The organism is Pseudomonas aestiva (genome assembly GCF_039908605.1).
GTDB classification, from domain to species: Bacteria; Pseudomonadota; Gammaproteobacteria; order Pseudomonadales; family Pseudomonadaceae; genus Chryseomonas; species Chryseomonas aestiva.
This window is the reverse complement of the sequence record NZ_CP150916.1, coordinates 4,364,235-4,390,088: the sequence shown is the minus strand read 5'-3', so window position 1 is coordinate 4,390,088 and position 25,854 is coordinate 4,364,235. Positions and strand designations below refer to the sequence as shown.

The window sequence follows — 25,854 nt, the reverse complement described above, 5'->3', positions numbered from 1 at the left end:
ATCCAAATCGGAGAAAGACGTCATGACCTTGAACATCGGTGTCATCGGGACCGGCGCCATCGGCCGCGAACACATCCGCCGCCTGAGCCACACCCTGCTGGGCAGTCGCGTGGTGGCGGTGACCGACATCAACGCCGACCAGGCCGCCCGGGTGGTCCAGGAGTTGGGCATCACCGCGGAGGTCTACGCCGACGGCCATGCCCTGATCGCCGCGGCGGACGTTCAGGCGGTGCTGGTCGCCTCCTGGGGGCCGACCCACGAGGAGTACGTGCTGGCCGCCATCGCCGCCGGCAAGCCGGTGTTCTGCGAAAAGCCCCTGGCGACCACCGCTGAGGGCTGCCGGCGCATCGTCGAAGCCGAGCAGGCCCACGGCAAGCGCCTGGTGCAGGTGGGCTTCATGCGGCCCTACGATGCCGGCTATCGCCAGCTCAAGGCGGTGGTCGACGCCGATCGCATCGGCGCGCCGCTGATGATCCATGCGGCCCACCGCAATCCCACGGTGAGCGAGCACTACAGCACCGACATGGCCATCACCGACACCCTGATCCACGAGATCAACGTGCTGGCCTGGCTGCTGGACGATCATTACGTGTCCGCCCAGGTGGTCTTTCCGCGCAAGGCGCCGGCGGCGCGCGAGCACCTGCGCGATCCCCAGGTGGTGCTGCTGGAAACGGCCAAGGGCGTGCGCATCGACGTCGAGGTCTTCGTCAATTGCCAGTACGGCTACGACATCCAGTGCGAGATCGTCGGCGAGCGCGGCATCGCCCGCCTGCCGGAGCCGACCTCGGTGCAGCTGCGCAGCGAGGCGCGGCTGTCCAACGAGATCCTCATGGACTGGAAGGACAGATTCATCGCCGCCTACGACGTGGAACTGCAGGCCTTCATCGACGACCTCGCCGCCGGCCAGCTGACCGGGCCGTCGTCCTGGGACGGCTACATCGCCGCGGTCACCGCCGACGCCTGCATCAAGGCCCAGGACAGCGGCGCCATCGAGCCGGTGACCCTGCCCAGCCGACCGGCTTTCTACGCCTAGGTCGCTCGCGGGGATGTGTTGCCTGCACGGGAGGCCTCGGCCGTGAGAATCGGACTGGTCGGCTACGACGGCCTCGGACGCCTGCTGCAGGCGCCGCTGATCGCCAGCACCCCGGGCGTCCAACTGGTGGGTGTGGTGACAGTCTCGCCGGCGCAGCATGCCGAGTTGACCAAGGCGTATCCCGGCGTTACCGGCCATCCCGACCTGGCCGGGCTGATCGCCGCCGGGGTGGACAGCCTGGTGATCGCCACGCCTCTCGGCGAACGTCCGGCGCAGGTGCGGGAAGCGTTGCGGCGGGACCTGCCGGTGGTCTGCGCGGCGCCGCTGGCGAGCACCCTGGCAGAGGCCGAGGACCTGGTGGCGCTGGCCGAACGGCGCGGCGTCCCGCTCTGCGTCCAGCAGCTGCGCCGCTGGGATTCGGACCTGCTCACCCTGGCTCGACTGCTGCGCGAAAAGCGCCTGGGCCGGGTACGCCTCTTCGAGTCGCGCCTGCAACTGACCGACCTGGCCGCGGCGGGCCTGGGCACCGAGGCTGGCCTGCTCCTCGAACTGGGCAGCCATCTGGTGGACCAGGCGCTGCTACTGTTCGGGCCGGTCGAACGGGTCTATGCCGAGGCGCAATTTCCCCGTGGCGATCCCGCGCGAGAGCGGGAATTCTTTCTGTCCCTGCGCCATCGCTCGGGGGTGGTCTCGCACCTCTCGGGCAGCGGTCTGCAGAACTGTCCGCAGCGGCTGCGGGTGGTCGGCGAGCGGGGCGTCTATAGCGTCGATGGCCTGGATGGCCAGGCCGCGGCCTTGCGCCGGGGGCGTACCCCGCACAGCGAAAAGGCCAGCTGGGGCGCCGAGGAGCATCAGCGCTGGGGCTGGCTGAGCGTGGGCGACGAGCGCTCACGGGTACCGAGCGAACGGGGCCGCTGGGATCTGTTCTACCAAGGCTGGCTGGCAGCCCTCACCCAGGGCGCGCCCTTGCCGGTCACGCCGCAGGAAACACTGGCCTGCCAGGCGATCCTGGCGGCGGCGCGGCAGAGTGCCCGTACGGGGGAAAGCCTGGTGGTAGAGGGCCTCGAAGAGGCGGCGGAGCGGTCGCGGGCAGGTGCCCAGGGGCGAGCGCTGCGGTCATTCGTACAGGTCGAATGAAATTTCTATTTCTCTCTTGTTGTGGAATTAAATTTCCAATAGAGTCGAGAGCAGTTGCAGAAACGAGTCACCAGGGCCGCGCGCCCCGACAACAATAATAGGTGCCGTCACATGAACCACTCCACGCATTCCTTCCGTCTCGCCCTCGCCACCGTGCACCGCCTCAAGGTGCAGCGCCCCTCCCGACTGCTCGCCCTGCTCGGCCGGCTGTTCTGCCACGAGCGCAGCGGCGCCGTGCTCTGCGCCTCGCCCGGCGCCGCGGTGTTCTACCGCCCGCACTGATTCCCGCGTCTTTCCAGCGTTCGCCCAGGCTCCGCCCGGTTCAAGACCGCGCGGCGCCCGAGGTGCGCCTGGCCGTTGCGCCCGTCTGATCCCCTCGCTGATCGTCACCCCACGAATGGAGCCTGAACCATGCAGAAAAAAACTCGCTTTGCCACCCTGGCGCTGTCGCTGCTGCTGGGCAGCAGTGCGGCCCTGGCGGACCTCAAGGTCGGGGTGACCATGTCGTCGTTCGACGACAACTACCTCACCTATGTCCGCGAATACATGACCAAGAAGGCCAAGACCGACGGCGTGCAGCTGCAGTTCGAGGACGCCCGCAACGACGTGGTCAAGCAGCTCACCCAGGTGCAGAGCTTCATCAGCCAGAAGGTCGATGCGGTCATCGTCAATCCGGTGGACACCGCCGCGACCCGGACCCTGACCGAGGCCGCCACCAAGGCCGGCGTGCCCATCGTCTACATCAACCGCCGCCCCGACGAGCCCACCCTGCCGGCGGGCGTGGTCGCGGTGACTTCCGACGACAAGGAAGCCGGCCGCCTGCAGGCGCAGTACGTGGCGGACAAGCTCGGCGGCAAGGGCCAGGTGGCCATCCTGCTGGGTGATCTGGCCAACAACTCCACCCACAATCGCACCGCCGGGGTGAAGGAAGTCCTGGCCAAGTATCCGGGCATCAAGATCGTCGAGGAGCAGACCGCGGCCTGGCAGCGCGACAAGTCCATGGACCTGACCAGCAACTGGTTGCTGGCCGGCAAGGAGCTCAACGCCATCTTCGCCAACAACGACGAGATGGCCATCGGCGCGGCCATGGCCCTGCGCCAGGCCGGCAAGAAGGACGTGCTGGTCACCGGCGTCGACGGTACGCCCGACGGCCTGGCCGCGATCAAGCGCGGCCTGGTGACGGTCTCGGTGTTCCAGGACGCCAAGGGCCAGGCGGAAGGCGCCCTCGATGCGGCGCTGAAGATGATCAACAAGACCCCCGGCGAGCAGAACGTGCTGATTCCCTTCCGCCTGATCACCCCGGAGAACGTCGCCGAATTCCAGGCCATGACCAAATGACCTGAGGCGCCTGCGCCGTCCTGGAACGAGGGCGGGGCGCCGCGCCAGAACGGCTTTCCAGAGCAAACGGGCAGTCCGGCAACGGACCGCCCGTTTGTCTATCTGGGGCCTTGCCAGCGGCGCCGGGCGGGTTGCGGACCCTCGATGATTATCACCTAAAAATTCCAAAAAGATATTGACTGGAATTTATTTTCCAATAGAGTCGAGGGCAAGCCAAGACGTACAGCGGTGCTTCGCCCCGGCGAACGCACCCTTCAACAAGAATAAAAGGTGCCGTCATGCCATCCCGCTCTCTGTCCCTGCATAGGTCTCCGATCGCCTGTCCGCCAGGTACCTGCCTGCACCTGGCCCGCGCCGTCATGGCCAGCCCTTCGCCCAGCGCCCTCTACTGACCAGCGACCCGCGCCGCCTGGTCGGCGCCCGCGAGGAGATCGTGATCATGCTCAGTTCCGCCACCCCTGCCGTCGCTCCCGCCACCGCGGCCACGGCCGCGCCCGGCGAATACCTGCTGGAAATCGTCGACGTCACCAAGGAGTTTCCCGGCGTCAAGGCGCTGTCCCACGTGCAGCTGCGGGTGCGTCCCGGCACCGTGCTGGCGCTGATGGGCGAGAACGGCGCGGGCAAGTCGACACTGATGAAGATCATCGCCGGCATCTACCAGCCCGACGCTGGCGAGGTACGGCTACGCGGGGTGCCGGTGCGCTTCGAGACGCCGCTGCAGGCACTGCAGTCGGGGATCGCCATGATTCACCAGGAACTCAACCTGATGCCCTTCATGACCATCGCCGAGAACATCTGGCTGGGTCGCGAACCGCTCAATGCCCTGCACCTGGTGGACCACGGCAAGATGCGTCGCCAGACCCAGGCGCTGCTGGACCGGCTGCGCATCGCCCTGGACCCGGAAGACAGCGTGGGCAGCCTGTCCATCGCCGGGCGGCAGATGGTGGAGATCGCCAAGGCGGTGTCCTACGACAGCGATGTGCTGATCATGGACGAACCCACCTCGGCCATCACCGAGACCGAGGTGGCGCATCTGTTTTCCATCATCGCCGACCTCAAGGCCCAGGGTAAGGGCATCGTCTACATCACCCACAAGATGGACGAGGTGTTCCAGATCGCCGACGAGGTCGCGGTATTCCGCGACGGCCAGTACATCGGCCTGCAGCGCGCCGACAGTATGAACGGTGACGGCCTGATCGCCATGATGGTGGGGCGCGAACTGACCCAGCTGTTCCCGGAGCGCACCGCGCCGCGCGACGAGGTACTGCTGTCGGTGCGCGACCTGGGCCTGGACGGGGTGTTCTCCGGCGTCTCCTTCGACCTGCGCGCCGGCGAGGTGCTGGGCATCGCCGGACTGATGGGCTCGGGGCGCACCAATGTCGCCGAGACGCTGTTCGGCGTGACCCCGGCCACGGCGGGCGAGATCCGCATCGACGGCCGGCCGGTACGGATGAGCGATCCTCATCTGGCGATCCAGAAAGGCCTGGCGCTGCTCACCGAAGACCGCAAGGACACCGGCATCTTTTCCTGCCTGTCGGTGGGTGAAAACATGGAGGTGGCGGTGCTGAATGGTTTCGCCAGCGGCGGCTTCGTGCAACAGCAGCGCCTCGACCAGCTCTGCGAGGAGATGCGCCAGCAACTGCGGGTGAAGACCCCCTCGCTGGACCAGTGCATCGCCAATCTCTCCGGCGGCAACCAGCAGAAGGCGCTGATCGCCCGCTGGCTGATGACCCGGCCGCGCATCCTCATCCTCGACGAGCCCACCCGCGGCATCGACGTCGGCGCCAAGGCCGAGATCTACCGGTTGATCGCCAAGCTGGCCGCCGAGGGCCTGGCGGTGATCATGATTTCTTCCGAACTGCCCGAGGTCCTGGGCATGAGTGACCGGGTGATGGTGATGCACGAAGGCACCGTCACCGGCTTTCTCGATCGCGGCGAAGCGACCCAGGAGCGGGTCATGCACCTGGCCTCGGGCAATCCCGTACTGCACTAGCGCATCCTTCGCGCGGTGGGCTGCGCCCATCGCTCCCGGCATACAAGAGGTAGAACAAGATGAGTGCCCTCCTGGACAAGAAAACCGCCGAGCTACCCAGCGCGCGCCCGCGGCGCCGCATTCCCACCGAACTGGGCATCCTGCTGGTGCTGCTGGGCATCGGCCTGGCCTTCGAGGCCTTCGGCTGGGTCCTGCGTGACCAGAGCTTCCTGATGAATTCCCAGCGCCTGGTGCTGATGATCCTGCAGGTCTCGATCATCGGCCTGCTGGCCATCGCCGTGACCCAGGTGATCATCACCACCGGCATCGACCTCTCCTCGGGTTCGGTGCTGGCACTGTCGGCCATGGTGGCGGCGAGTCTGGCCCAGGGCTCGGACTTCGGCCGGGCGGTGTTTCCCTCGCTGACCGACCTGCCGGTCTGGGTGCCGGTCATGGCCGGCCTCGGGGTGGGGCTGCTGGCCGGCGCCATCAACGGCAGCATCATCGCCGTCACCGGCATCCCGCCCTTCATCGCCACCCTCGGCATGATGGTCTCGGCCCGCGGCCTGGCGCGCTACTACACCGAAGGCCAGCCGATCAGCATGCTGTCCGACAACTACACCGCCATCGGCGCCGGGGCCATGCCGGTGATCATCTTCCTGGTGGTGGCGGTGATCTTCCACATCGCCCTGCGCTACACCAAGTACGGCAAGTACACCTATGCCATCGGCGGCAACATGCAGGCCGCGCGCATCTCCGGCATCAACGTCAAGAAGCACCTGATCATCGTCTACAGCATCGCCGGCCTGTTGGCGGGCTTGGCCGGGGTCGTGGCCTCGGCCCGCGCCGCCACCGGCCAGGCGGGCATGGGCATGTCCTACGAACTGGACGCCATCGCTGCGGCGGTGATCGGCGGTACCAGCCTGGCGGGCGGGGTAGGGCGCATCACCGGCACCGTGATCGGCGCCCTGATCCTCGGCACCATGGCCAGCGGCTTCACCTTCCTCGGGGTGGACGCCTACGTCCAGGACATCATCAAGGGCCTGATCATCGTGGTCGCCGTGGTCATCGACCAGTACCGCAACAAGCGCAAGGCCAAGCGCTAGGGCTGGCGCCTTCCCCTCTCCCTGGGAGAGGGCGAGCCAGCACCCGATTGCTTTCCCCTCTCCCGCTGGGAGAGGGCCGGGGTGAGGGGCCGAGCCAGCACCTGACCGTTTTTCCCCCTCTCTCCCTGGGAGAGGGCTGGGGTGAGGGCGCCCCCACTCCAAAGCCATCCCTTTCACCCGGTCGGCTACTGGCTTGGCCGGCCGGGTCTTTCTACACCCCTCACGGAGAACGACATGCGCGACATCGGCATCGGTCTGATCGGCACCGGCTTCATGGGTCATGCCCATGCCCAGGCCTTCCATCACGCGGCGAGCAGCTTCGCGCTCCCGGTCCGCCCGCGGCTGGTGGCCCTGGCCGACGCCGATCCGGAGCGCGCCGCTCGCTGCGCCGACGCCTGGGGCTTCACCCGCAGCTGCGATTGGGAAAGCCTGATCGCCGATCCCCAGGTCGAGCTGGTGGCCATCACCACGCCCAATCTGCTGCACGCGCCCATGGCCCTGGCCGCCCTGGCGGCGGGCAAGGCGGTCTACTGCGAAAAGCCCCTGGCGGTGAGCCTGGAGGAGGCGACGCAAATGCGCGACGCCGCGCGCCAGGCCGGGGTGGTCAACCGGGTCGGCTACAACTACCTGCAGAATCCCATGCTCAGGCAGGCGCGTGAGCTAATCGACAGCGGCGAACTGGGCGAGATCGTCAGCTTCAGCGGCGAATTCAGTGAAGACTTCATGGGCGATCCCCAGGGGCCCTTCACCTGGCGCTGCGAGACCCGCCAGGCTGGCGGCGCCCTGGCCGATCTGGGCAGCCATATCCTGTCGCTGGCGCGCTTCCTGCTCGGCCCGGTGGCGGCGCTCTGCGCCGATCTGCACACCGCCCATGGCCAGCGGCCCCACCAGGGCGGCACCCGGACGGTTGAGATCGACGACCAGGCCCATCTGCTGCTGCGTTTCGCCAGTGGCGCCCGCGGCACTCTGACCACCAGCTGGCTCAAGCACGGGCGCAAGAATCGCCTGGCCTTCGAGGTCTGCGGCACCCGCGGCACCCTCAGCTTCGACCAGGAGCGGCTCAACGAACTGCGCCTCTACCAGGTCGGCGACCGTCCGGGCCTGGCCGGTTTCCGTACCCTGCTGGCCGGTCCGCACCTGCCGGACTACGCCGCCTTCTGCCCGGCCCCCGGCCACCAGCTCGGCTACAACGAACTCAAGACCCTGGAGGTCCGCTCGCTGCTGGAAGCGCTGGGCGGCAACCCCGGGCACACCGGTGTCGACTTCCAGGAAGCCTGGGAAGTGGAGCGCCTGGCCCAGGCCGCGCGGCAATCGGCCCAGGAGGAGCGCTGGGTCAGGCTCTAGTCTGGGGTAGGATGCTGGGATCATCCCGCGCGAGGACTGTCCCTCTTCCATGACCACACTCTCCGGCGACGGCCTCACCCCGGTCCGGCGCATGAAGCTCATCGCGCTGCTGCTGCTGTTCCTGGCGGCCGCGCTCTACTGCCTGGCCACTGGCCTCGAGGCCAGCCATCCGGCCTGGGGCTACGCCGCCGCCTTCGCCGAGGCGGCCATGGTCGGGGCCATCGCCGACTGGTTCGCGGTGACCGCGCTGTTCCGCCATCCGCTGGGCCTGCCGATTCCCCACACCGCCATCATCCCGCGCAACAAGGCCGGAGTCGGGCGCAAGCTGTCGGACTTCATCTGCCTGCACTTCCTCGGCACGCCCCAGGTGCTGGCCAAGCTGGAGGAACTGGACGCCGCCGGGCGCCTGGCCGGCTGGTTGCGCCAGCCGGACAACGCCGCAGCGGTGGCCAGCCAGGCCACCGGCGTCGCCCGCTATTCCCTGGAAGCCCTGCGCGAAGTGCGGGTGCAGGCCTTCATCCGGCGAGTGGCGGTGGAGCGGCTGCAGCGCCTGGACGTGGCGGCGCTGTCCGGCGAACTGCTCGACATGCTGACCGCCGACGGTCGCCATCAGGCGGTGCTCGACGAGGTGCTGCAGGAGATCGATCGCCTGCTGCAGGACGAAGACACCCAGGCGCTGATCGCCCGCACCATCGGCGGCGAGCTGCGTACCCTGAAGTACCTGGGCCTGGACGAGCGGGTCGGACGCTGGTCGGCGATCAAGGTGGTGCAGGCGGTGTCGCGCCTGATCGGCGAGATCAGCCATGACCGCGACCATGAGTTGCGTCGGCACTTCGATGGCTATCTGGTCGGCTTCATCGAGCGCCTCAAGGAGGACCCGGCCTTTCGCCTGCGCGGCGAACAACTGCGCGACCGGCTGCTGGAGCACCCGGCGCTGGCGGGTTATCTGCAGGAGCTGTGGGACCAACTGGTGAACTGGCTGCAGGCCGATCTCGCCGCCCCGGATTCGCGCATCCGCCGGCGCCTGGGCCGGCTGCTGGCCGAGCTGGGCGACACCCTGAGTCGCGACGAAGCCATGCGACGCTGGATCAACGAGCAGCTGATGGCCGTGGCGCCGCCCTTCATCGACCGCAACCGCCAGCGCATCGGCGACTACATCGCCGCCCGCGTGGCCGCCTGGGACACCGACGAGCTGGTCCAGCAACTGGAACAGAGCGTCGGCAAGGACCTGCAGTTCATCCGCATCAACGGCACCCTGGTGGGCGGCCTGGTGGGGCTGGTGCTGCATGCCCTGACGGTTTGGCTGGGGCCGGGGTAGGGCAGCCAGAGCACGCGTGGAAAAGGCTGCGCCGTTTTCCACCCTACCGCCGCCCCCGTAGCGTGGAAAACCGCGCAGCGTTTTCCACTGGCTGCCGCCGCTCAAGCTGATACATCGAGAACGTCACCCCTTTGCCAGACCACCCCCTCTCCCCCTGAGAGAGGGCCGGGTGAGGGCAGACCCGGACGCCAAACCCCAAGCCCCCTCCACCCATCACCCCGCCCGCACCCAAGCGGCGCCGCGCGGACTAAAGCCCATAGTCCCTGTCCCGAGCGTCCCATGTATCGAATCGGCTTTGCCTGCATGTACCGTCATCCCGAGCGCAGTCTGTCGCTCAAGGCACTGGAGCAGGTCGAGCGGGCCTTCAATACCCGCACCACCACCCTGCGCTGGCTCGGCAGCGTCGAACGCGCCGCCGCCGAGGCCAAGTTGCTGGACGTGGTTACCCACAACCTGGATGCCCAGCTGAGATTCGTCGAGCACGTCGCCGACCTGCCGGACAATCTGCGCATGCTGCGCCTGAGCAGCGATTTGCTGCCCTTCTACAGCCACGCCGAATTCGCCTACTTCTATCGTTCCCAGGAGCTCCAGGCGTTGCTCGAGGATCGCTTCGGCCGGCTGGGCGAACTGGCCCGCCGCCGCGATGTGCGGCTGTCGCTGCACCCCGGGCAATTCTGCGTGCTGGGCTCGGATCGCCCCGAGGTGGTGGAGAACAGCCTGAAGGAATTCGAATACCACGCCGATATGATCCGCCTGATGGGCTACGGCCAGAAATTCCAGGACTTCAAGTGCAATGTGCACATCGCCGGCCGCCTGGGCGTGCCCGGCATTCGCGCGATCTGGCCGCGTCTGTCGAGCGAGGCGCGCAACTGCATCACCTTCGAGAACGATGAAAAGACCTACGGCGTCGACGACTGCCTGCAACTGGCCGATCTCGCCCCGGTGGTGCTGGACATCCACCACTGCTGGATCCACGAAGAGGCCCACATCGATCCCTGGGAGCCACGGGTGGCGAGGATCATCGACAGCTGGCGCGGCGTGCGACCGGCCATGCACTACTCCCAGCCGCCGGAAGCCCTGCTGGAAATGGGCGTCTCGCCCAGCGAGCGGATCGACATCAGGTTCCTGCTGCAGCAGATCAGCAAGCGGCTGCTCTATGCCCACAGCGACATGATGTGGAACGACTGGTGCAACCGCTACGCCTGCCAGTTTCTCGACCGCTTCGACATCATGTTCGAGGCCAAGCACAAGAACGTCACGGTGCGGGATTTCTACGACCGCTACCTGGGGGGCGACGGTACGCTGCCGCCGGCAGATCACGGGATTCTTGCGGGCCAGGATGCCGCCAACCCGTAGCGTGGAAGACCGCGCAGCGTTTTCCACAGGTGGGCATTGGCGCCACCCGTGGACAAGGCTACGCCGTTGTCCAGGCTACGGGAGTCGGTACGTAGGTTGGCGCTGAGACGGCTCCATCGTCGAAGCCCAACAGGGAGCTTCAACCCTGGACACCGTTGGGCTTCGCTGCGCTCAGCGCCAACCTACGGGCAGGGCTTCATTCGCAACATGCGGCAATGAGCCCGGTGGGCGGTCGGCTGGAAGAACCGCTTAACTCAAGGGTCATCCTTCCGAATTCGATCGTCGCGAGGCCCGCCATGCCGACCCGTCGCCATTTCCTGCAGACCACCACCGCCCTGGCCGCCGCGGTCACCGCCGCGCCCTGGCTGTGGCAGAGCGCCCAGGCCGCCGAGCCGTTGCTGACCCGCAAGATCCCGCGCAGCGGCGAAGCCCTGCCCGTCATCGGCCTGGGCACCTCGGGCAATCTCGATGTCGAGCTGAACGATGCCGCCCTGGCGCCACTGCAGGAGGTACTCAAGGCGTTGCTCGACGGCGGCGGCACCCTCATCGACACCGCGCCCAGCTATGGCAATTCCGAACGGGTGGCCGGCGAGCTGGTGAAGCGGGCCCAGGCTCGCGAGCGGGTCTTTCTCGCCACCAAGGTGTCGGCCAGCGGGCGCGAACGCGGCGCGGCGCAACTGGCCGCCAGCTTCAAGGCCCTGCAGAGCGAACGCCTGGACCTGGTCCAGGTGCACAACCTGCAGGACACCGCCAACCAGCTGGCCCTGCTGCGCGAACAGCAGCAGGCCGGCAAGGTGCGCTATGTCGGCGTCACCCACTATCGCGAAGCGGCGCTGGACGATCTGCTCGCCACGCTGCAAAAGGAGAAGGTCGACTTCGTGCAGTTCAACTACTCGATAGGCGAGCGCGAAGCCGAAAAACGCCTGCTGCCCTATTGCCGCGACCAGGGCATCGCCGTGCTGATCAATCGCCCCTTCCAGCGCGGCAATCTGCTCTCCGGCACCCGTGGCAAGCCGCTGCCAGCCCTGGCCGCCGAACTGGGCGCGACCAGCTGGGCGCAACTGCTGCTCAAGTTCATCCTCGCCGACCCGGCGGTGACCGCGGTGATCCCGGCCACCAGCAACCCACGCTACATGATCGATAACCTCCAGGCCGGTCGCGGTCGCCTGCCCGATGCGCGCCAGCGTGAGGCCATCGCCGGGCTGTTCGCCTAGATGAAGGATTGGCTCGGTCGCGTCCTCGACGCCCGCGCCGGCGAGTCGCCCGCGGCCCTGGCCGGCTTTGCGCTGTTTCTCTGCCTGTTCGCCGGCTACTTCATGCTGCGGCCGATCCGCGAGGCCATGGGCATCGCCGGTGGCGTGGAGAATCTGCAGTGGCTGTTCACCGCCACCTTCCTGGTGATGCTGCTCGCCGTGCCGCTGTTCGCCTGGCTCAACTCGCGGGTGGCGCGGATTCGCTTCGTCGACTGGGTCTACGGCTGCTTCGCCCTCAACCTGCTGGCGTTCGCCGCCTGCTTCGCCAGCCTGGGCGACAGCGTCTGGCTGGCGCGCATCTTCTATGTCTGGATCTCGGTCTACAACCTCTTCGTGGTCTCGGTGGCCTGGAGTCTGATGGCCGATGTCTTCGACGGCGCCCAGGCGCGGCGGCTGTTCGCCTTCATCGCCGCCGGGGCCAGTGTCGGCGGGCTGCTCGGGCCGGTACTGGCCGCCGCCCTGGCGCCCCGGGTCGGCGAGGCGGGGCTGGCGCTGCTGGCCGCCGCGCTGCTGCTTCTGGCGCTCAGGCTCAAGGCCTATCTGATGGGCTGGCGCGAGACCCGGGGCGCCGGACGCCCGGGCGCGCCACCGACCGAAAGCCCGCGGCGCCCGGTGGCCGGCAATCCCTTCAGCGGCCTGACCCGGGTGCTGGCCTCCCCCTATCTGCTGGCGGTGAGCGCCTTCGTCATCCTGCTGGCCACGGTCAGCACCTTTCTCTACTTCGAACAGGCGCGCCTGGTGGCCGAGCTGTTTCCCGATCGCGCCCGCCAGGTGCAGGTGTTCGGCCTGCTGGACTTCGTGGTCCAGGCCGGCGCCCTGGCCAGCCAGGTGCTGATCACCGGCCGCCTGGCCCAGCGCCTCGGGGTGTGGGTGCTCCTGGCCGGGGTGCCGCTGCTGATGTGCATCGGCTTCCTGGGCCTCGCGCTGCTGCCCACCTTCGCCATGCTGGCGGGGCTGATGATCGTCAGGCGGATCGGCGAATACGCCTTCATCCGCCCGGGCCGCGAGATGCTCTTCGCGCCGCTGGATGCCGAGACCCAGTACAAGGCCAAGAACTTCATCGACACCGTGGTCTATCGCGCCGGTGACGCCGCCAGCGGCTGGGCCAAGAGTCTGCTGGACCTGCTCGGCCATGGCGCCTGGCTGCCGGCGCTGGTGGGCGCCGGTTGCGCGGCGCTCTGGGCCTGGCTCGGCTTCTACCTGGGCCGCCGGGCGGACCAGGCGGCCCAGGCCGACGAGGCGGAGCGGCGCTGAATACCGGCTGAATCGTTGTAGCCGGAAACAACCCGGGGCTCCGAGAGGCGCCCTGCAGGGTGCTAAGGTAAGGCCTTCTTCCTGCCTCAAGGCCCTCCATGTTCCGCTCCCGCGCCATGATGTACCTGGTCCTGTTCGCCCTGCACCTGTTCATCGGCCTCAGTGTCATCGGTGACCTCGGGCTGTCGCCTGTCGCCCAGCTGCCGTTCTGGGCCCTGCTGATCCTGTCCTTCGTCCTGGTGCCCCTGGGCTTTCGCTCGCGGGACATGAACTCGCGCCTGCTGGCCTGGGCGGCGCTGATCGCCATGGGCGTGTTTTCCAGCCTGTCGGTGTTCAGTCTGCTGCGCGGCCTGGTGGTGGCGCTCGCCAGCCTGGTCGGCCACCCGCTGGACGCCGCCTGGCGCGTCGGCAGCGCCTGGGTGGTGCTGGGCCTGGTGTTGCTGGTGGCGCTGCGCAGCGTCTACAACGCCCGGCGCACCGCCAAGGTCAAGGAAGTGGAGCTGGCCCTTCCGACGCTCCCCGCTGGCCTGGAAGGACTGCGCATCGTCCAGCTCAGCGACCTGCACATCGGCCCGACCATCAAGGCCGGCTATCTGCAGCGCATCGTCGAGCGGGTCAACGGTCTGGACGCCGACCTGGTGGCCATCACCGGTGACCTGGTGGACGGCAAGGTGGCCGAACTGCGGCAGGAATTCCTGCCGCTGCAACAACTCAAGGCGCGCCTGGGCACCTACGCCATCACCGGCAATCACGAATACTATTCCGGCGCCGAAGCCTGGGTACGTACCTGGCGCGAGCAGAGCCTGATTGTGCTGCTCGACGAGCACCGGGTGCTACAGCACCAGGGCACGCCCTTCGTACTGGCCGGCATCACCGACTACTCGGCGCCGCTCTATGTGCCGAGCCACCGCAGCGACGCCGCGACCGCCTTCGCCAACGCCCCGCAAGGGCTGTTCCGCCTGCTGCTGGCCCACCAGCCGCGCTCGGCGCCCAAGGCCGCCGCCGCCGGCGCCGACCTGCAGCTCTCCGGCCACACCCACGGCGGCCAGTTCTGGCCCTGGATGCACTTCGTGCGCCTGCAGCAACCCTGGGTCGCCGGCATCCACCGCCTGGATCGGTTGACCGTCTACATCAGCCGCGGCACCGGCTACTGGGGCCCGCCGCTGAGATTCGGCGCGCCGAGCGAGATCACCCTGATCAGGTTGCGAAAAGGGTAGCGGCAGGCGAAGCGGCGGTATCCGCATCCGGCACGCCAGGAATCCCGACCCAGAGCCCCTGGGCACTTCGAGCCCTGATCGCGCAAGGCAAAAGGCAGATGGGTGGCCTTTTGCCACTGCTTGTCCTCAGGGGACAGATCCTTATCCTCGTCCCTGCATTCACCCGGACGCCCCAGCGTTCAAGGACCAACTGCTACACGGATAAGGATGTATCGCCATGACGAGGACAGTGGCTTTCTTGCTGGTCCCCGAGGTGCTGATGCTGGATTTCGCCGGGCCGGTGGAGGTGTTTTCCATCGCCAATCGCTATCTGGCCGCGGCTGACCACTATCGCATCGTGACCATCGCCGCCGGGCGGCGGCGGACCCTGCGTTGTTCCAATGGCATGACGATACGCACGGAACTCACCACCCAGCAGCCGCCCGCGGCCTATGACCTGCTGCTGGTGCCCGGTGGACCGGGGGCCTATCTGGAGCCCCATCCGGACGTCGCGGCCTGGCTGCGCCAGGTGCCCGCGCAGTGCGCGCGCTACGGGGCGGTCTGCACCGGTACCTTTCTGCTCGGCAGTGCCGGCCTGCTCGATGGCCGACGGGTGACCACCCACTGGAATTATCGCGAGCGCCTGGCGCGACGCTTTCCCCGTGCCCAGGTGACCGCCGATGACATCTACCTGAGCGATGGCCCGCTGCTGAGCTCGGCCGGGGTCACCGCCGGCATCGACCTGGCGCTGGCGCTGGTGGCCGAGGACCATGGCAAGGCCATCGCCCGGGAGGTGGCCAAGGTGCTGGTGGTGGTGACCCAGCGGCAGGGCAAGCAGGCCCAGTTCAGTCCGCTGTTCGACGAACCTGAGGCGGCCACCGCCATCACCCGGGTGCAGCACCACGTCGTGGCGAACATCGACCAGGCCTATTCGATCAGCCGGCTCGCCGAGCTGGCGACCATGGGCACCCGCAACTTCGCCCGGGTGTTCAAGCGCGACACCGACATGACGCCGCTGGAGTTCGTCCTGCGCGCGCGCATCGATCACGCCCGTGGATTGCTGGAGACCTCCGAGCTGCCGCTGAAGACGGTGGCCTTTCGCAGCGGCTTCGCCAGCGACCGCTGCATGCGCGCTGCCTTCCAGAGCCATCTGGGCCTGACCCCGGCGCAGTACCGCTATCAATTCAGCTGAAATCGGCGGCTGATGGCGGTATCACGCCCATCGATGGCAGCTTCTGGCCGTAGATCGTCGTACAACCTGCCTGGGCAGCGGCCAGAATGGTCCTACCTATCGGCTAAGGAGAGGCGCAGACGCCCGCGGGCGCCGGGAAGGAGTACCCCCGGCGACCCATGGCGGCGTGGCGCGGCATGGTCATGCAAGAGCTCAAGTCCCTGGAAGACGCCAGTGCCTTCCGCTTCTGCGGCCTGGTCCTGGATGCGCGACGGCGCCTGTTGCTCGATGGCGAGCGCGTGCTGCCCCTGCGCGGGCGGGCGCTGGACATCCTGCGGGTGCTGCTGGAACACCCTGGCGAGCTGGTCGACAAGCAGACCCTGATGACGAGGGTGTGGCCCGGGAGCGTCGTCGAGGACATCAATCTGCGGGTGCACATCTCGGCCCTGCGCCGGGTGCTGCGCTCCTACAGCGCCGACGATCCCATCCTCAGCGTCCGCCAGCGCGGCTACGGCTTCGCGCCGCCGGTGGAGCGGCTGGGCGAAGGCGACCTGATACCCCTGGTCGAGACGTCACCGCCGCTGACGCACCTGGAAGGTCGCGACACCAGCCTGGTCGAACTGCGCCGGTTGCTTGCCCAGCGCCGCCTGGTGTCGGTGGTGGGCACCGGCGGTGTCGGCAAGTCGCTGCTGGTCCAGCATCTGCTGCCCGTGCTGGCGGAGGACTTTGCCGACGGGATACAGAGTCTCGATCTCGCCGCACTGGGCCACATGATGGCGCTGGTGGAGCGCCTAGCCAGCGACCTGGGCCTCGCCAGCGGCAGCGGTCTGCCGGCGCTGCAGGAAGCCCTGGCCACGCGCCGCCTGCTGCTGGTGCTGGACAATGCCGAGCGGCTGGTCGAACCGGCGGCCTGGCTGGTGGAAAATCTGCTGCAAGGCTGTCCGCAGCTCAGGGTGCTGGTCACCAGTCGCGAGGCCCTGCGGGTGGAGGGAGAGGCCGTGTTGCGCCTGGCACCGTTGCCGATCGCGAATCCACCCTCGCACCACCTGCGCGAGGCCATGCGCGAACCGGCCTTTCGCCTATTCGTCCGACGCGCCCGGGCGCGGCTGCCGGGGCTGCGACTGCAGCCGGCCGACGTGCAACTGGTCGGCGAGATCTGTCGGCGCAGCGAGGGCGTACCCCTGGCGCTGGAGATCCTCGCCGAGCAGGTGGCGGCCCAGGGCCTGAACGGAGTGCTGGCGCAACTCGAAGGCGGCTACTACCTCAGTGTCCAGGGGCGGCGGACCGCGGCGCAGCGGCAACGCAGTCTCGGCGCCATGCTGGACTGGAGTCTGCACAGCCTGGGCGAGTCGGAATTCGCGGTGCTGGCGACCCTGGCCGAGGCCGGCGAGCGCTTCAGTCGCAGCGAGGCCCTGGCGCTGGCGGCGCAGCGCGGGCTGGAGGAGGCGCACTTCATCCCCCTGCTGGGGCAACTGGTGGAGAAGTCGCTGATCCTGGTGGAAGGCAGCGGGGCGACGCTAGGCTACCGCCTGCTGGCCATGCTGCGGCTGCATCTGCGGCAGTTCCGCCAGCAACCGCCGCTCCAGGGCCTGCTGCTGCCAGGCCAGCGGCGGGACCCCGATGGCGCGGGTGAATACCCGGCTCAGATGCGCCTGATCGAAGAAGCCGCATTCCAGGGCGATCGCCGCCAGGGGCAATTCGCGCTCGGCGAGTAATTGCTGGGCGCGGTGGATGCGCTGCTGCCGCAACCATTCCAGTGGAGCGAGCCCGGCACTGAGCTTGAACTGGCGGGTGAAGTGACTGCGCGACAGGCCGCAGACGGAGGCGACCTGGCTGACGCTGATACCGCGCTCCAGATGCTGCAGCAGGACCTCCTTGGCCAGCCGTTCCTGCCAGGCGGCCAAACCGATCAGTCGGGTGCTGGATAGAGCCAGGGTGCTATCGACGGTCATGGACATGGCGCTCTCCCTATCAAACCAGCCGCGTCGCGCGACCGCCTGGATGAGAATGATTCCCTGCAGTTGTCTGACGTGCGAGTTGCCTATCGTTAATTAGCGTTAAGGCGGCAACGCTCTAGGCGCAATACTGTCGCGCCGGAGCTGGCCGAGGGTGCCGCCGGGCCAGCAGGTGCCAGCCCAGCAGGGCGAGGCCGAGTAGTCCGGCGATCAGCAGGGGCGCCGGACCATAGGCCTGGAGTCTGTCGAGCAGGGCCAGGATGTGTTCTTCGAACAGCTTTCCCAGAGCCAGGCCGGAGCCGATCCACAGGGTGGCGCCGCCCAGGTCGTAGGCCAGGAAGCGCCGCAGGGGCATGGCGCTGGCACCGGCGCTGAGGGTGGCGAGGGCCGCGGCGCCGGGGACGAACTTGGCCACCAGCAGCAGGCCGGGCAGGCGGGTAGCCGCCGGGACGTGGCCAGGCAGGTGGCGCAACAGCCAGGCGCCATGTCGCCGGCCGGCCCAGTACCAGAGCAGATCGGCCACGCCGGTGACCGCCACGGTAGCCAGCAGCGCCAGGAGCAATTCGGCTTCATCGGCCGCGGCGCCCATCACCACCAGCGACGGATAGGCCGGTACCGGCAGGCCCAGCTGTTCGCCAAAGACGTTCAGCGTCAGCCAGAGGGTGGCGTTACCGGCCACCAGGGAGGTCAGGGCTTGGGTGCTCATGGCGCGTTCTCGGCAAGGGGAGGCCGTTGGAGCGGCCTCCTAGCGCAAACAGGGCCTACGATTTCGCGAGCAAATCGTAGTCAGGGCATTTGCGGCAGTTCGTTGGGCCGCAGATCAAACACCAGCACCTCGGCGTCGGTGCCGTGGGCCAGCTGCAGTTCGCGCTCGCCGCGCAGTCTGGCGCCGTCACCGGCCTGCAGCAGGACGCCGTTCAGTTCCAGGCTGCCGCGGGCGACGTGCACATAGGCATGGCGCTCGGGGGCCAGTTGCAGAGTGGCGCCTTCGCTGCCGTCGAACAGACCGGCGTAGACCCGGGCGTCCTGGCGCACTTCCAGCGAACCCTCGGCGCCGTCCGGCGAGATGATCAGGGCCAGGCGGCCACGCTTGGCCGCGGCGCTGAAGTGCTGCTGCTGGTAGCGCGGTTCGGCGCGGCGCACGTTGGGCACGATCCAGATCTGCAGGAAGTGCACGCTCTCGCGCTCCGAGTGGTTGTACTCGCTGTGACTGACGCCGCTGCCGGCGCTCATCAGCTGGACGTCACCGGGGCGGATCACCGAGCCGGTGCCCAGGCTGTCCTGGTGCTCCAGGGCGCCTTCGAGCACATAGGAGAAGATCTCCATGTCGCGGTGCGGATGCTCGCCGAAGCCCTGGCCTCCGGTCACGGTGTCGTCGTTGATCACCAGCAGGTCGGAGAAGCCCTGCTCCGCCGGATTGCGATAGCTGGCGAAGGAAAAGGTGTGGAAGGACTTGAGCCAGCCGTGGTTGGCGGCGCCGCGATCGGAAGCTTTACGAATGGCCAGCATGATGAGGCTCCTTGTCTGAGTGGGGCGCGGTCTGTTCCGACGCCATGGAAGTCATCCTACTGTGGCGCCTGGGTTTGATTAACGAGCTGGAAGTAGAATGGCCGTCCTGTTTTGGTTGACGATGGCCTTGCCTGGCCGACGTCACCTTCGGCGCCGCGCTCATCGAACCCGGCGCTGACCGGCTGGCCAGAGCCGGACGGTCAGCGCCAGCAAAGCGGTCGCCAGCGCCAGGCCGGCGACGCCGCTCCAGCCCAGCCGCGCCAGCAGCAGGCTGCCCAGGGCCGCGCCGCTAGCCATGCCGATGAACATGCCGGTGAAGAGCACCGCGTTGAGCCGGCTGCGCGCCTCGGGTTCCAGGCCGTAGACCTGGGCCTGGTGGGCGATCAGGGTGGCCTGGACGCCCAGGTCGAAGATCACCGTCGCCAGCGCCAGCAGTACCAGACCGGCCACGCCCGGCAACCAGGGCAGCAGGAGCAGGCTGGCGAAGGCCAGGGCCGCCAGGCCGATGCCCAGGCGCGTTACCCACTCTGAGCCGTGGCGATCCGCCAGGCGGCCGGCCCAGGGCGCGGCCAGGGCACCGGCAGCACCGGCCAGGCCGAAGGCGCCGGCGGCGGCGCTGCCCAGCTGGAAGGGCCCGGCGTGCAGATAGAGGGCGAGGGTCGACCAGAAGGCACTGAAGCCCACCGACAGCAGGCCTTGCGCCAGGGTCGCCCGGCGCAGCGCGGCATGCCGGCGCCAGAGCGCGCCCAGGGAGCCGAGCAGGGCCGGATAGCTGAGTCGGGTGGTGGCGGCGAAGGCGGGCAGGCCGCGCCACACCGCCACGCCGATGGCGGCGATGCTCAGGGCGGCGAGCAGATAGACCGCCCGCCAGCCAAACCACTCGCCCACCAGGCCGCTGACCACCCGGGACAGCAGAATGCCCAGCAGCAGGCCGGTCATCACCGTGCCGACGATGCGCCCGCGCGCGGCCGGCGGCGCCAGGGTCGCGGCGGCAGGGACCAGGTCCTGGGCCACGGTGGCGGCCAGCCCGGTCACCAGGCTGGCCAGCAGCAGCCCGTGCAGCCCCGGCGCCAGGCTGGCGCCCAGCAATGCCAGCAGCAGCACGGCCAGCTTGGCCAGGATGATGCGGCGGCGGTCGAAGCGATCACCCAGGGGCGCCAGCAGCAGCAGCCCCAGGGCATAGCCGAGCTGGGTAAGGGTGGGGATTAGTCCCACGTCGGCGGCTGGTGCTGGCAGGGCACCCGCGAGAATGCCGAGCAGCGGCTGGCTGTAATAGAGGTTGGCCACGCTCAGCCCGGCGCCGGTGGCTAGCAGGCCGAGCAGGGCAGGGGATAGGCTGGCAGTTTGAGATGAGGTCTGGCTATGCGGAATTGGAATGTCGGTCATGGCGGTTCTCCTAGTGGGAAGACGATGAGCGCATTCTCCACCAGAGCCATCGCTATCTGTAGCCGAATGCCGGGTACAGGGGGTATACGTAGGCCGTATGAACACCACCTTTACCCATGACCGTCTCGACCTGCTGGAAACCTTCGTGCGCATCGTCGAGGCCGGCAGCCTGTCGGCGGCGGCACGCCAGCTCGGCACTACCCAGCCCACCGTCAGTCGGCGCCTGCAGGCGCTGGAGGCCGCGCTGCAGGTGCGCCTGGTGCAGCGCTCGACCCACGCCCTGCGCCTGACCGAGGACGGCCAGCGCTGCTATCGCCAGGCCCAGCAACTGCTCGGCGATTGGCAGGCCTTCGCCGCCGCCCTGCACGGCGCCCATGCCGAGCCCGAGGGACGGCTGCGGGTGGTGATGCCCCATGCCTTCGGCCAGGAGCAGTTGCTCGATCCGCTGGAGACCTATCTGCGGCGCTATCCGGGGATGCAGGTGGACTGGGTGCTCAGCGACCGGGCACCGAATTTCGTCGCCGATGGCGTCGACTGTGCCATCCGGGTGGGGGTGGTGGAGGATCCGGACACCGTGGCGGTGCGCCTGGGCGACGTCCAGCGCATCCTGGTGGCGGCGCCGGAGCTGGCGAGCGCCCTGCAGACACCCGAGGAGCTGACGGCGCTGCCCTGGATCGCCATGACCCAGTTCTACCAGACCGAACTGCGCCTGCAGCTGGGCGCCACTGGCGAAAGCCGGCTGGTCCCCTTGCGGCCACGGCTGGCCACCGAGAGCCTCTTTGTCGCCCGGCATGCCGCGGTGCGCGGCCTGGGCTGCGCGGCACTGTCGCACTGGATGGTGCGCGAGGACGTCGCTGCGGGGCGCCTGGTCCATCTGCTCCCCGAGTGGCAGGCCGCGCCCCTGCCGCTCTATCTCATCTATCCCTATGCCCGCGTCTACCCGGCGCGGCTGCGCCTGTTTCTCGAGCTGGTGCGCGAGGCCTGCGCCAGGATGCTGGATGTGACAGCGCCCGCCTGAACGCAAGGATCGGGCGGGCGCATCGAGCGAGGGCGATCAGGCGAGGCGGGCCGACCGCGCCGGCCGCCGGCCATCCAGGCTCAGGGCCCCGGCGCCGAAGGCGGCCACCTGCAGCAGGCCACCGGCGATGGCGACATTCTTGAGGAAGTGGATCAGCTGGTTCTGGTCGGCGAAGTTGTGGTGGAACACCAGGGCAGTCACCAGGGTGAAGGCGGCCATGGCCAGCGCCACCGGCCGGGTGCGATAGCCGATCAGCAGCAGGCTGGCGAGTCCCAGCTCCACCGCCAGGGCGCCGAGGTAGGCAAGGTCCGGGAAGGGCAGGCCCATGGCGGCGATGTAGCCCTTGGTGGCCGCCGGAGCGAGCAGTTTGCCCGCGCCGCTGAACAGGAAGAGGCTGGCGAGCAGCAGGCGGCCGGTGGTGGCGGTGAGGGCTTGGGTGTTCATCGTTGACTGTCCTTGGTGAGGTCCGGCATCCGGTGTGGATGCGATGGGGCCAGGTTACTGTCCACTCTGAATTCGATTAAGTAGCCGTTCCGCGTTTCATGGTCTCTCAAGAGTTGACTATTTCCGACGTACTGATCCGTACTGTGACCTGAATCCTTTCACCTGCACGCCACAGCACAGGCGTACAAAAACCAGCACAGACGTCCAAGGCCGCCCAGCGTCGTCCGGGTGAAAGTCCGCTCCATCGACGGCGCGGGGTCTTCTCGCAGCCGATTCTTTCCGCGGGAGGCTGGGCCATGGAACGCTTGCGACTGGATCTGGGACTCTTGTTCCTGCGCCTGGGTGGCGCCGGACTGCTCCTGGCGGTGCATGGTCTGCCCAAGGCGCTGCATTTCCGCCAGCAACTCGGCCTGATCGAGGACCCGCTGCACCTGGGTGCCTGGCCGACCCTGGGTTTCGCGGTCTTCGCCGAGGTCGTCTGCCCGCTGTTGATCGCCCTGGGCTGGGCGACGCGCCTGGCCTGCCTGCCGATCCTCGGCGTGCTGCTGATCGCGCTGCTGGTGGTGCATCTGCAGTGGTCCCTGGAAGAAGGCCAGTTCGGCTGGCTGCTGCTGGTGCTGTTCGGCACCCTGGCGCTCACCGGTCCGGGTCGCTATTCGCTGGAGGCGCGGCTGGCCAGGCGTCAAGCCACCCAGGGTGGTTTCGCGAGGGCGCTGTCATGAGTGCCGCACTCGGGCAGGACCTGCAGCAGGCCCACAGCCGCATCGTCACCCTGGTGATCCGCCACCAGCCCCTGGCCGACCAGCAGGACGCCTACCAGCGCTGGCTGCAGCGCGCGGTCACCGCCGCCCGCGCGGCCTGCGGCCACCTGGGCGTGGATGTCATCCCGCCGGCGGAGGAGGGCGCCGCCTTCACCACCCTGGTGCGCTTTGCCGACGTCGACCAGCTCCAGGCCTGGCTGGCCTCGCCCGAACGCCAGGCGCTGATCGCCGAGGTGGCGCCGCTGCTGCGCGAGGCCGATGCGCCCGAGGTGCATGCCGACGCCGAATTCTGGTTCAACCCGCCGCGCCCCGGCGTGCGCCCGCCGCCGGCCTGGAAGCAGGCGGTGCTGACCTACCTGGTCATCGCGCCCCTGACGATGCTGATCCCACCACTGTGGCAGCCGCTGTTCACGCGCTATCCCGCGCTGGCCTGCACTGTACCGAGCAACCTGCTGATCACCCTGTGCATCGTGCCGCTGGTGGTGTTCCTGATCATGCCGAGGGTGAGCCGCCTGTGCGCGCCCTGGCTCAACGCCCGCTCGGGCGCCTTTTCCACTCCTTCCACCCACAGAGGCGAGCAACCATGAGCACCTTCACCACCCGCGACGGCGTCGAGATCTATTTCAAGGACTGGGGCAGCGGCAAGCCCGTGCTGTTCAGCCACGGCTGGCCGCTGGACGCCGACATGTGGGACTACCAGATGCACCATCTGGCCAGCCACGGCTATCGCGCCATCGCCTTCGACCGCCGCGGCTTCGGGCGCTCCGGCCAGCCGTGGAATGGCTATGACTACGACACCTTCGCCGACGACATCAAGGAGCTGATCGAGCACCTGGATCTGCGCGACGTCACACTGGTGGGCTTTTCCATGGGCGGGGGCGACGTCAGCCGCTACCTGGCGCGCCATGGCTCGGCGCGCGTGGCCAAGCTGGCGCTGCTCGGCGCCGTCACCCCGCTGTTCGGGCAGCAGCCGGACTTCCCCCAGGGCGTCGACCAGGGCGTCTTCGACGGTATCCGCGGTGGTCTGCTGAAGGACCGCGCCCAGTTCCTGGCCGACTTCGCCCCGGTGTTCTATGGCACCAACCAGGGCCAGACGGTCTCTGCGGGCGTCTTCACCCAGACCCTCAACATCGCCCTGCTGGCTTCGCTGAAAGGCACCCTGGATTGCGTCACCGCCTTCTCCGAGACCGACTTCCGGCCGGACATGGCCAAGATCGACGTGCCGACCCTGGTGATCCACGGCGACGCCGACCAGGTGGTGCCCTTCGCGACCACCGGCAAGCTGGCCGCCGAGCTGATCCGTGGCGCCGAGCTCAAGGTGTACGCCGGCGCCCCCCACGGCTTCGCGGTGACTCACGCCGAGCAGCTGAACCGCGACCTGCTGGCCTTCGTCGCCCGCTGAGCCTTCCCGGGCGCCTCGCGCCCGGACTTCTGATCCTGGTCCCGGAGGCCACATGCAACACGCCGATCTGATTCTGCACAACGGCAAGCTCCACACCGTCGATCCCGAGCGCCCCGATGCGACCGCGGTCGCCATCAGGGACGGCGTCTTTCTTGCCGTGGGCAGCGACAGCGACGTCATGGCCCATCGCGGCCCGGGCACCCAGGTCGTCGACCTGCGCGGTCGCCGCGCCATCCCGGGCCTCAACGACTCCCACCTGCACCTGATCCGCGGTGGCCTCAACTACAACCTGGAACTGCGCTGGGAGGGCGTGCCCTCGCTGGCCGACGCCCTGCGCCTGCTCAAGGACCAGGCCGAGCGCACCCCGGCGCCCCAGTGGGTGCGGGTGGTGGGCGGTTGGAACGAATTCCAGTTCGCCGAGCGCCGGCTGCCGACCCTGGAGGAGCTCAACCAGGCCGCGCCGGACACCCCGGTGTTCATCCTCCACCTCTACGACCGGGCGCTGCTCAACCGCGCCGCCCTGCGTGTCGTGGGCTACACCAAGGACACGCCCAATCCGCCAGGTGGCGAAATCCAGCGCGATGCCCGCGGCGAGCCCACCGGCATGCTCATCGCCCGGCCCAATGCCATGATCCTCTACGCCACCCTGGCCAAGGGGCCCAAGCTGCCGCTGGAATACCAGGTCAACTCTACCCGCCAGTTCATGCGCGAGCTCAATCGCCTGGGCCTGACCAGCGCCATCGACGCCGGCGGTGGCTTCCAGAACTACCCGGACGACTACCAGGTGATCCAGGAACTGGCCGATGCCGACCAGCTCACCGTGCGCATCGCCTACAACCTCTTCACCCAGCGGCCCAAGGAAGAGCTGACCGACTTCAGGAACTGGACCAGCAGCGTCACCCTGCACCAGGGCACCGACTTCCTCCGCCACAACGGCGCCGGCGAGATGCTGGCCTTCTCCGCGGCCGACTTCGAGGACTTCCTCGAACCGCGCCCGGACCTGCCGCCCACCATGGAGGCCGATCTGGAACCGGTGGTGCGTCACCTGGTGGAGCAGCGCTGGCCGTTCCGCCTGCACGCCACCTATGACGAATCCATCTCGCGCATGCTCGACGTCTTCGAGCGCGTCAATCGCGACGTGCCCTTCAACGGGCTGCCCTGGTTCTTCGACCACGCCGAGACCATCAGTCCGCGCAACATCGAGCGGGTCAAGGCCCTCGGCGGCGGCATCGCCATCCAGGACCGCATGGCCTTCCAGGGCGAATACTTCGTCGACCGCTATGGTGCCCAGGCGGCCGAGCAGACCCCGCCGATCCAGCGGATGCTCGCCGAAGGCGTACCGGTTGGGGCGGGTACCGATGCCACCCGCGTCTCCAGCTACAACCCCTGGACCTCGCTGTACTGGATGGTCAGCGGCCGTACCGTCGGCGGCCTGGCGCTCTACCAGGAAGGCCTGCCACGGGCCACCGCCCTGCAGCTGTTCACCCAGGGCAGCGCCTGGTTCTCCTCGGAACAGGGCAAGAAGGGCCAGCTGCGGATGGGCCAGCTGGCCGATGTGGCGGTGCTCTCGGCAGACTTCTTCACGGTCGAGGAAGAGGCCATCAAGCATCTGGAGTCGGTGCTGACCGTGGTCGGTGGCCGTATCGTCCATGGCGCCGAGGAATTCGATCGCCTGGGTCCGCCGCCCCTGCCCGTCACCCCGGACTGGTCGCCGGTGGTCAAGGTGCCCGGCCACTGGAAGCCCGGCGCGCCCCTGCAGGCCGCCGTGCACCAGTGCGCCGGCGCCTGTTCCGTGCATGGCCACGGCCATGAGCGGGCGCGCCAGAGCCGGGTGCCGGTCAGCGACTTCAGTGGCTTCTGGGGCGCCTTCGGCTGCTCCTGCTTCAGCTTCTGAGGAGCGT

General features: G+C 68.3%; 23 protein-coding genes and 1 pseudogene. 19 read left to right on the top strand and 5 right to left on the bottom strand.

The window, feature by feature from the left end; genetic code table 11:
* Window positions 1-22: 22 nt before the first annotated feature.
* The 14 genes and pseudogenes from AABM56_RS20350 to AABM56_RS20285 form a co-directional block, all read left to right on the top strand.
* Window positions 23-1,033, top strand: coding sequence for a Gfo/Idh/MocA family protein (locus AABM56_RS20350; protein WP_133861585.1), 1,011 nt, complete (start codon window positions 23-25; stop codon window positions 1,031-1,033).
* 42 nt (window positions 1,034-1,075) lie between these two features.
* Entirely contained in the window at window positions 1,076-2,170 is a 1,095-nt protein-coding gene (locus AABM56_RS20345; protein ID WP_133861584.1) for a Gfo/Idh/MocA family protein, read from the top strand.
* Window positions 2,171-2,281: 111 nt separating this feature from the next.
* Window positions 2,282-2,452, top strand: coding sequence for a hypothetical protein (locus AABM56_RS20340; RefSeq protein ID WP_166655915.1), 171 nt, complete (start codon window positions 2,282-2,284; stop codon window positions 2,450-2,452).
* A 129-nt stretch (window positions 2,453-2,581) separates the two neighbouring features.
* Window positions 2,582-3,508, top strand: coding sequence for a sugar ABC transporter substrate-binding protein (locus tag AABM56_RS20335; protein ID WP_133861583.1), 927 nt, complete (start codon window positions 2,582-2,584; stop codon window positions 3,506-3,508).
* Window positions 3,509-3,947: 439 nt separating this feature from the next.
* On the top strand, window positions 3,948-5,501 hold the full coding sequence (locus tag AABM56_RS20330; protein WP_133861582.1) for a sugar ABC transporter ATP-binding protein: 1,554 nt from the start codon (window positions 3,948-3,950) through the stop codon (window positions 5,499-5,501).
* A 59-nt stretch (window positions 5,502-5,560) separates the two neighbouring features.
* The gene (locus AABM56_RS20325) at window positions 5,561-6,586 is read left to right on the top strand and encodes an ABC transporter permease (RefSeq protein ID WP_133861581.1); all 1,026 of its coding nucleotides are present in this window, start codon (window positions 5,561-5,563) and stop codon (window positions 6,584-6,586) included.
* 234 nt (window positions 6,587-6,820) lie between these two features.
* Window positions 6,821-7,930, top strand: a complete 1,110-nt coding sequence (locus AABM56_RS20320; RefSeq protein WP_133861580.1) for a Gfo/Idh/MocA family protein — start codon at window positions 6,821-6,823, stop codon at window positions 7,928-7,930.
* A gap of 49 nt (window positions 7,931-7,979) precedes the next feature.
* Window positions 7,980-9,248: a DUF445 domain-containing protein gene (locus tag AABM56_RS20315; protein WP_133861579.1), complete on the top strand. Its 1,269-nt coding sequence runs from the start codon at window positions 7,980-7,982 to the stop codon at window positions 9,246-9,248.
* Between the two features lie 279 nt (window positions 9,249-9,527).
* Window positions 9,528-10,604 (top strand): UV DNA damage repair endonuclease UvsE, encoded by a 1,077-nt coding sequence (gene uvsE, locus AABM56_RS20310; RefSeq protein ID WP_133861578.1) that lies wholly within the window; start codon window positions 9,528-9,530, stop codon window positions 10,602-10,604.
* Between the two features lie 296 nt (window positions 10,605-10,900).
* Window positions 10,901-11,818 (top strand): aldo/keto reductase, encoded by a 918-nt coding sequence (locus AABM56_RS20305; RefSeq protein ID WP_347883665.1) that lies wholly within the window; start codon window positions 10,901-10,903, stop codon window positions 11,816-11,818.
* Entirely contained in the window at window positions 11,819-13,111 is a 1,293-nt protein-coding gene (locus AABM56_RS20300) for an NTP/NDP exchange transporter (protein WP_133861576.1), read from the top strand.
* A gap of 98 nt (window positions 13,112-13,209) precedes the next feature.
* Window positions 13,210-14,328: a metallophosphoesterase gene (locus tag AABM56_RS20295; RefSeq protein ID WP_347883664.1), complete on the top strand. Its 1,119-nt coding sequence runs from the start codon at window positions 13,210-13,212 to the stop codon at window positions 14,326-14,328.
* A 217-nt stretch (window positions 14,329-14,545) separates the two neighbouring features.
* Window positions 14,546-15,499, top strand: a complete 954-nt coding sequence (locus AABM56_RS20290) for a GlxA family transcriptional regulator (protein WP_178083909.1) — start codon at window positions 14,546-14,548, stop codon at window positions 15,497-15,499.
* A 158-nt stretch (window positions 15,500-15,657) separates the two neighbouring features.
* A pseudogene (locus AABM56_RS20285) lies at window positions 15,658-16,374 on the top strand (transcriptional regulator); the annotation flags it as partial.
* Between the two features lie 621 nt (window positions 16,375-16,995).
* On the opposite strand, the gene AABM56_RS20280 reads toward AABM56_RS20285, so the two are convergent.
* The 4 genes from AABM56_RS20280 to AABM56_RS20265 all read right to left on the bottom strand — a co-directional run bounded on the left by AABM56_RS20280 (window position 16,996) and on the right by AABM56_RS20265 (window position 20,328).
* A complete protein-coding gene (locus tag AABM56_RS20280; protein ID WP_133861573.1) occupies window positions 16,996-17,436 on the bottom strand; it encodes a helix-turn-helix domain-containing protein in 441 nt (146 codons plus the stop codon).
* A gap of 115 nt (window positions 17,437-17,551) precedes the next feature.
* Window positions 17,552-18,139 (bottom strand): DedA family protein, encoded by a 588-nt coding sequence (locus AABM56_RS20275; protein ID WP_133861572.1) that lies wholly within the window; start codon window positions 18,137-18,139, stop codon window positions 17,552-17,554.
* A gap of 80 nt (window positions 18,140-18,219) precedes the next feature.
* Complete coding sequence (locus AABM56_RS20270; protein ID WP_133861571.1) at window positions 18,220-18,942, bottom strand: pirin family protein; 723 nt, start codon at window positions 18,940-18,942, stop codon at window positions 18,220-18,222.
* A gap of 159 nt (window positions 18,943-19,101) precedes the next feature.
* Window positions 19,102-20,328 (bottom strand): MFS transporter, encoded by a 1,227-nt coding sequence (locus AABM56_RS20265; protein ID WP_133861570.1) that lies wholly within the window; start codon window positions 20,326-20,328, stop codon window positions 19,102-19,104.
* A gap of 97 nt (window positions 20,329-20,425) precedes the next feature.
* Here AABM56_RS20265 and AABM56_RS20260 point away from each other — a divergent pair, with 97 nt between their 5' ends.
* Complete coding sequence (locus tag AABM56_RS20260; protein WP_133861569.1) at window positions 20,426-21,346, top strand: LysR family transcriptional regulator; 921 nt, start codon at window positions 20,426-20,428, stop codon at window positions 21,344-21,346.
* Window positions 21,347-21,382: 36 nt separating this feature from the next.
* Here the strand turns inward: AABM56_RS20260 and AABM56_RS20255 are convergent, their stop codons facing one another.
* Window positions 21,383-21,790 (bottom strand): DoxX family protein, encoded by a 408-nt coding sequence (locus AABM56_RS20255; protein ID WP_133861568.1) that lies wholly within the window; start codon window positions 21,788-21,790, stop codon window positions 21,383-21,385.
* A 296-nt stretch (window positions 21,791-22,086) separates the two neighbouring features.
* On the opposite strand from AABM56_RS20255, the gene AABM56_RS20250 reads away from it, so the two are divergent.
* Genes AABM56_RS20250 through AABM56_RS20235 form a run of 4 tightly spaced genes read left to right on the top strand, consistent with a single transcriptional unit; the run spans window position 22,087 to window position 25,847 of the window.
* Window positions 22,087-22,512, top strand: a complete 426-nt coding sequence (locus AABM56_RS20250; protein WP_133861567.1) for a DoxX family protein — start codon at window positions 22,087-22,089, stop codon at window positions 22,510-22,512.
* Window positions 22,509-23,138 carry an antibiotic biosynthesis monooxygenase gene (locus AABM56_RS20245; protein WP_133861566.1) on the top strand — a complete coding sequence of 210 codons (630 nt, stop codon included), beginning with the start codon at window positions 22,509-22,511 and terminating at the stop codon, window positions 23,136-23,138. Before AABM56_RS20250 ends, AABM56_RS20245 begins: the two co-directional genes overlap by 4 nt.
* Window positions 23,135-23,953, top strand: a complete 819-nt coding sequence (locus AABM56_RS20240) for an alpha/beta fold hydrolase (RefSeq protein WP_263259266.1) — start codon at window positions 23,135-23,137, stop codon at window positions 23,951-23,953. Before AABM56_RS20245 ends, AABM56_RS20240 begins: the two co-directional genes overlap by 4 nt.
* A 52-nt stretch (window positions 23,954-24,005) precedes the next feature.
* A complete protein-coding gene (locus tag AABM56_RS20235) occupies window positions 24,006-25,847 on the top strand; it encodes an amidohydrolase (RefSeq protein ID WP_347883663.1) in 1,842 nt (613 codons plus the stop codon).
* Window positions 25,848-25,854: the final 7 nt, after the last annotated feature.

Excerpts from the sequence above, each read along its gene's own strand:
- AABM56_RS20340 (WP_166655915.1), top strand. The coding sequence starts at position 2,282 with ATGAACCACTCCACGCATTCCTTCCGTCTCGCCCTCGCCACCGTGCAC.
- AABM56_RS20295 (WP_347883664.1), top strand. The coding sequence starts at position 13,210 with ATGTTCCGCTCCCGCGCCATGATGTACCTGGTCCTGTTCGCCCTGCAC.
- AABM56_RS20265 (WP_133861570.1), bottom strand. The coding sequence starts at position 20,328 with ATGACCGACATTCCAATTCCGCATAGCCAGACCTCATCTCAAACTGCC.
- uvsE (WP_133861578.1), top strand. The coding sequence starts at position 9,528 with ATGTATCGAATCGGCTTTGCCTGCATGTACCGTCATCCCGAGCGCAGT.
- AABM56_RS20245 (WP_133861566.1), top strand. The coding sequence starts at position 22,509 with ATGAGTGCCGCACTCGGGCAGGACCTGCAGCAGGCCCACAGCCGCATC.
- AABM56_RS20270 (WP_133861571.1), bottom strand. The coding sequence starts at position 18,942 with ATGCTGGCCATTCGTAAAGCTTCCGATCGCGGCGCCGCCAACCACGGC.
- AABM56_RS20240 (WP_263259266.1), top strand. The coding sequence starts at position 23,135 with ATGAGCACCTTCACCACCCGCGACGGCGTCGAGATCTATTTCAAGGAC.
- AABM56_RS20260 (WP_133861569.1), top strand. The coding sequence starts at position 20,426 with ATGAACACCACCTTTACCCATGACCGTCTCGACCTGCTGGAAACCTTC.
- AABM56_RS20315 (WP_133861579.1), top strand. The coding sequence starts at position 7,980 with ATGACCACACTCTCCGGCGACGGCCTCACCCCGGTCCGGCGCATGAAG.
- AABM56_RS20325 (WP_133861581.1), top strand. The coding sequence starts at position 5,561 with ATGAGTGCCCTCCTGGACAAGAAAACCGCCGAGCTACCCAGCGCGCGC.
- AABM56_RS20290 (WP_178083909.1), top strand. The coding sequence starts at position 14,546 with ATGACGAGGACAGTGGCTTTCTTGCTGGTCCCCGAGGTGCTGATGCTG.
- AABM56_RS20275 (WP_133861572.1), bottom strand. The coding sequence starts at position 18,139 with ATGAGCACCCAAGCCCTGACCTCCCTGGTGGCCGGTAACGCCACCCTC.
- AABM56_RS20335 (WP_133861583.1), top strand. The coding sequence starts at position 2,582 with ATGCAGAAAAAAACTCGCTTTGCCACCCTGGCGCTGTCGCTGCTGCTG.
- AABM56_RS20235 (WP_347883663.1), top strand. The coding sequence starts at position 24,006 with ATGCAACACGCCGATCTGATTCTGCACAACGGCAAGCTCCACACCGTC.
- AABM56_RS20255 (WP_133861568.1), bottom strand. The coding sequence starts at position 21,790 with ATGAACACCCAAGCCCTCACCGCCACCACCGGCCGCCTGCTGCTCGCC.
- AABM56_RS20320 (WP_133861580.1), top strand. The coding sequence starts at position 6,821 with ATGCGCGACATCGGCATCGGTCTGATCGGCACCGGCTTCATGGGTCAT.
- AABM56_RS20280 (WP_133861573.1), bottom strand. The coding sequence starts at position 17,436 with ATGTCCATGACCGTCGATAGCACCCTGGCTCTATCCAGCACCCGACTG.
- AABM56_RS20250 (WP_133861567.1), top strand. The coding sequence starts at position 22,087 with ATGGAACGCTTGCGACTGGATCTGGGACTCTTGTTCCTGCGCCTGGGT.
- AABM56_RS20330 (WP_133861582.1), top strand. The coding sequence starts at position 3,948 with ATGCTCAGTTCCGCCACCCCTGCCGTCGCTCCCGCCACCGCGGCCACG.
- AABM56_RS20300 (WP_133861576.1), top strand. The coding sequence starts at position 11,819 with ATGAAGGATTGGCTCGGTCGCGTCCTCGACGCCCGCGCCGGCGAGTCG.
- AABM56_RS20305 (WP_347883665.1), top strand. The coding sequence starts at position 10,901 with ATGCCGACCCGTCGCCATTTCCTGCAGACCACCACCGCCCTGGCCGCC.
- AABM56_RS20350 (WP_133861585.1), top strand. The coding sequence starts at position 23 with ATGACCTTGAACATCGGTGTCATCGGGACCGGCGCCATCGGCCGCGAA.